The organism is Acidithiobacillus sp. TH-A35, from assembly GCF_057473505.1.
This window is the reverse complement of sequence record NZ_JBYCKR010000053.1, coordinates 1-5217: the sequence shown is the minus strand read 5'-3', so window position 1 is coordinate 5217 and position 5217 is coordinate 1. Positions and strand designations below refer to the sequence as shown.

Annotated in this window: 5 protein-coding genes; all 5 read right to left on the bottom strand. The window is 51.8% G+C overall.

Features of this window, described 5'->3' with window-relative positions; translation table 11 throughout:
* Positions 1–366: 366 nt before the first annotated feature.
* Positions 367–2778, bottom strand: a complete 2412-nt coding sequence (locus AC2VNK_RS02125; RefSeq protein WP_486882639.1) for a TonB-dependent receptor — start codon at positions 2776–2778, stop codon at positions 367–369.
* Between the two features lie 26 nt (positions 2779–2804).
* Complete coding sequence (locus AC2VNK_RS02120) at positions 2805–3206, bottom strand: ExbD/TolR family protein (protein WP_486882638.1); 402 nt, start codon at positions 3204–3206, stop codon at positions 2805–2807.
* Positions 3206–3895: a MotA/TolQ/ExbB proton channel family protein gene (locus AC2VNK_RS02115; protein WP_486882637.1), complete on the bottom strand. Its 690-nt coding sequence runs from the start codon at positions 3893–3895 to the stop codon at positions 3206–3208. The genes AC2VNK_RS02120 and AC2VNK_RS02115 overlap by 1 nt, the downstream gene beginning before the upstream one ends.
* 20 nt (positions 3896–3915) lie before the next feature.
* A complete protein-coding gene (locus tag AC2VNK_RS02110) occupies positions 3916–4713 on the bottom strand; it encodes a hypothetical protein (protein WP_486882636.1) in 798 nt (265 codons plus the stop codon).
* 157 nt (positions 4714–4870) lie between these two features.
* The coding region (locus AC2VNK_RS02105; protein WP_486882634.1) for a winged helix-turn-helix domain-containing protein at positions 4871–5217 on the bottom strand (347 nt) is incomplete at its 5' end.

Sequence of the window (5217 nt, the reverse complement as noted above, 5' to 3'; positions counted from 1 at the left end):
GAAGCGCTTACTTCGCCAACACTGGTGGATTGTGCGCCTGAACTATGCACTTGAGAAACGTCGATAGCAGATGCCGAATTGGCACCATAGGCCGCTGTTAACGTGCTCAAAGTACAAAGTCCCGCAGCGCTCATGGCGAACAATAACGGGTTCATACGATACCGCTTATTCATTTCTGGCTCCTGTATAAGAATATGCTCGTGTAAAATCACACGATTTCATTATGTTGCCCAAGCAACAGGCAAAATGGTACAGGAGAATTGTGACACCACTATTACGCCATAATGACCATAATATGACATTCCGATATTTAAAAACCGAGGCGAATAGATGTTTCGCCCCGGCTAACCGTATTGCTTCGTGATGCTAGAATGAGGCACTTACACTGACATAAACTGCACGTGGCATGCCTGGTTCCCCCAGTAGCTGTCCAGCCACCCCGTAATAGCCACCACCAGAAATATACTCATAATTGTTGTACTGCTTATTCAGCAGATTGAGGACCGTTACGTTAACAGCGGCATCATGCATCCCGGCAAACAGATATCTTTTTGATACCTTGACCCGCAGCGAGGCGTTGAATATACCAAAACTGGGCAGTTTCTGACTTGTGGGGGCTCCGGTGTTGTTGTTGTAAATATTCTGAACGCCGGTGTACTGCCACCAGATTCTTGGCTCATAAAGAATCCCCGAATTATAAATCTGGTAGTAGGCGCCGATGTTGGCGGTTTGCGCGGGCACATTGGAAATAGGCAAGCCGGCGTATGATACGCCATGACCTGTGGTGTAGCTCGCGTAGGCAGCCTTTTCGAAACTCACATTGGAGAACAGGTACAAATTATAAAGCGGATTATCGTCCATCGACAGATTGACACCGCTAAATACCGACGAACCAGACGCGAAGCGCGAGTAAAGATGGTTTACTACCGGGATGGGAATGATTTCGTTGGTATCATCCAGGTGGTAGTAATTCGCATTGAAGACGGCATGATGCAGCAGGCCATAATTTTTGACATACGTTTTCACACCGACCTGGTACTGTGTCGACTTCTGAGGCTGCAAAGTGGACGTTAGTTCATGGGCATACGTCCCGGTGGCACCGGCCGGTGCCTTGTAGCCGGTGGCGTAGTTACCATATAGTGCAACATTTTTCGTCACTTTATAGTTGACGCCGATGGACGGCTCGAACTCCGTAAAATTCGTCGATGAGTTCGGCTGATAATCGCCATTGTGACCGATCAGGTTAGCCACACTCGTGGGGAACTGGGCAGCAGAGTTGTTCACAAAATTTGTTTGGAATTGAACCACGCGAATACCGGGCGTAATGCGCAGGCTGCGGATGGGACGAATGACGTCTTGGACAAAGGCAGCAAGATCTGTCATATAGAGGTATGAACTATGGAACGCGCTTGGCAAGGATGGGCTATTGTACACGGGAGAGCCGTTGATGATTACGTTATTTCCGGCATTAGGGCTTAGCGAATCATAAGTTGCAATCTGGTTCTGATTATAGAAATACAACAGGGAGTTATATTTCGAGTTCAGAAAATATCCGCCGAGCGAAATATTGTTGTATGGTGCATTCACGGTCAGATAAAGCTTGTCCCCATAGGTATGATCGGAGGCGTTATAATACTGATTTAGCACGTTGGCAGCATTACCGGTATTGTTATAGTGCAGATGCACGCGGTCGCCATACCGATACCACAACAGATTATGGACTGCTATGTTGTGTGTAAGATGTTGTTCAAAGCGAGAATAAATGAGATAGGTTTTTACAAAGGCTTCCTTCCAGTAAACGGAATACGGGAGGGTGGTATAAAACCCCGTAGTTTGCTGACTGTAGATAGGGCCTGGATTCACATTTCCGGTATTTGGGTTGACCCCGTAAATGGTCACGTCCGGATTGGCGGTTACCGGGATTGGTAACGGTCTGAAGGCAACGGAACGAGAGACATAACCACCAAAACTTATGTGGCCACCATGAAAGACTTTTCGTACTTTTCCATAATAGGCGTAATTATTTCCAGGGTTGTTGAAGCCATATCCATTCAAATAATTTCCGCTACTACCGACCCCTCCCGCAATGATCCCTGACCAGCCATCGTGCTCGCCAGTGCGAACGTTGAAGTGGATACCTTTAGAATCAAAACTCCCATAGTACATGCCTATGGATGCCCCAGCCTTCTTGGTCGGTTGCAGCGGCGAAAAATTAACGGAGCCGCCAATATTGTTATACCAACGATTCAGCGGATAGCCTGGGCCGTAAGTGACCGAAATGCCCCTAATCATGGACATCTGCGGCAGCTCTGAACCCTGCCAGACGCCGTAAGCCGGATCAACCATGGGCACGCCGTCGAAGGTGACCATGACCGTACCATCGTTCGCATTGCCTGCAATGTTTCCCCAGCCCGTCTTCATGCCATTAATGCTGATTGAAGAGCGTGGCGCGCCACTCGGCCCATTGGTGACCACGTTGATTCCCGGCGCCACGGCGAGCGCTTGTGCGGCCCCACCCGCAGGGCCTGCGGTGGCCATCTGACGCTTATTGATGACTTTCACCGACTGGGTGGAATTGAATACCTGTTTTTTTGTGGGGAGATGAGCCAGCGTGTCTAAAGCGCCAGTGGTGGAGGATACCTCTCCGACACTGATGCTGGACGAGGTGGTGGGAGCGGTTACACGGGTAGCGAATGCCACGCCGGACATCCCACACAAACCAGCAGCAATCAATGCACTAAATAAGGGATGATAACGATACTGATGTTTCACGGACATACTCCTTTTATTGTGGCTACGTTGAGTTACTTCGCGGTCTTTGCAGCAATACCAATATCACTGACCCCTGCCTTCTGGCAGGCATCCATGACGTGAACGAAATCTTGAAACGGTACGACCTTATCGGCCGCTATGGTGATCTGGGTCTTGCCGGGGTTGCCGTCGCTCGCCAGCATTTTTTGTAATGCGGCCAAAGCATAGTGATGGCCTTTCACATTCACCGTGCCATCTTTTTCGATGTTGATGGTGTAATGCGGGTGCGGCAGCATCTTTGCCTGGCTGGATGCCGGGAGCTGGAGGTTCAGCCCCTTGTCCGGAATCATCTGGATGGTGATCATGATGAAAAACACCAGCAGGAAGAGCATGATGTCGATCATCGGGATGATCTCGACCCGGCCCTTCTTCCGCTCGAAGTAGCGACGCTCCATCAGCCTGCCCTCACCACGGCAGCGGCCACCTTTGGCGTCGAGATCTGGATATTCCCCTCACCGTCGGTGATAGGGTGTCCGTCCATGCGGTTGAGCAACATGGTCTTCACCGAATCCAACTGCAGCAGGATCTGCCGCACCTGATTATTGAATGCATTGAAAGCCACCAGGCCGGTCATGGCGATGAAAAGGCCGGTGGCGGTGGCGACCAGGGCATCGGCCACCCCGCCAGTCACCGCGGTCGGCGCGTGCCCTGGTGCGGCCAATACGGAGAAGGCGTGAAACATGCCGATGATGGTGCCGAAGAGGCCCAGCAGCGGCGCCAAGGTGATGATGGTGTCCAACAGCCACAGCCGACGATCCAGTTGCGGTGCCATGACCAGGATGCTCTCCTCCAGGCGACTGGCGAGTGGGTCGCCCTGCACATGCCCCGAGTGGCTCGCCGCCGTTTTCAAAAGCGCTGCCTCCGGCAAGTCGCCAGCGTCCTCCGCGAGAGTTTGCAGGGCCTCTCTATCTAATCGCCCGCGCTGGGCAAGTTCCTGCACAAAAAAGGTGCCGCGCAGGATAGTGCGACGTAGATACCAGAAACGGTCGATAATGACGCCCAGGGCGATCATAAGAAGACCGGCGAGCACATAAAGTACACCGTCAGAGTAGTTGGCGAGATGGATGAGATAAGCAGTATTCATCAATAAAATTCCCCAAAATATCAAATAGAAACGGCGCCGAGGCGGCGCACGGAAAAAGAAAAATCGGTGAAGAAAGTGTTGTCTCCCACGGGACGTACAGCCATCTTGCTGACGTGCCGGAACGTATCAGGGGGATTGAACTGATAGCCGTGTCCACGGAGCGTGACGATGCAGTCGTCGAAACCGAGGAAACGCAGGCGGCTGCGTAAGGCGCTGACCACCAAGCGGGCATCGATGGCAGATGTTGTTTCCGCTTTGGACAAAGTTTTCTGCAGGAATTTCAGTGATAAGACACACTGGGGATGCCCCCAGAACAAGGCCATTACAGTAAACAGCGCGTCTTTTATGGCGACAGATCGTCCCGCGCTACTTAACGTCTTGCGGGATTGATCGATCTGCAGTGGACCATAGGCGAGCGTCGTGATAGCCGTCTGCTGAATGAGCTTTTCCAGGTGGCGGGCGACATCCACAGAGGGGTCGTCGAGGTCCACCATGTTCTCGATAATCTGAGATTTCAGGAAAGCAGGCGCAGCAGAGCCTCTGGGTAAATCTATAGCCGTTATTGGGCAAGATGTGTGGGTAGCCCATTTGACATGCGCTTTCCAGTCTGCCCAGCTGCTTTCCAGTGGCTTGCCGGCGAGAAAAAGAATTGGGGTGAGTCGCTGCGCGCTCAAGGCGATCTTGCAACGATGCAGGTCACTGACCCGAAATATCGACCCGGTATAGGCAGACAATCGATCAAGCAAGGCATGAGTAATCAACGTGTTCCGCTCCAGCACCACCAGCGGGTGTGCTGAGCTTTGTATTACGGCGTTCATGCGGCTACCCCTTATATGCGCCGGGATGTATCCGACGACATCAAAAGTGGAGGTCTTTTGCCTCCTGGAATAGCCCCTATGCTAACAGCCGAATATTGCATCCATGTGTCACTGAGGTGGCGTTTTTATGACGTTGTTATGACGTTTTCATGACGCTTCACACATTCTTCGGTGGTGAAAAGCGGTATCCGAAGCTGTGCACTGTTTCCAGCCAGCCTTTGGCCCCGGCACCTTCCAGAATCTTGCGTAAACGATAAATCTTGACCACCAGAGTATTGGGGGCGAGATAGGTGCCCTTACCACCCCACAGGATATCGGCGATCTGATCGTTGGAAACGACTTCGTCCGGATGGGTGGCGAAATAGTAAAGCAGATAGAAAAGCCGTCGCGGCAGATGAATTTCCTGTCCCAATATCCAGACACGCAGCGACACCAGATCGATGCAGAGGTTTTCCTCTTTAACCACACGGACAGGCGTTTGTGTGCGGAGCTTTTTGAGGAGAC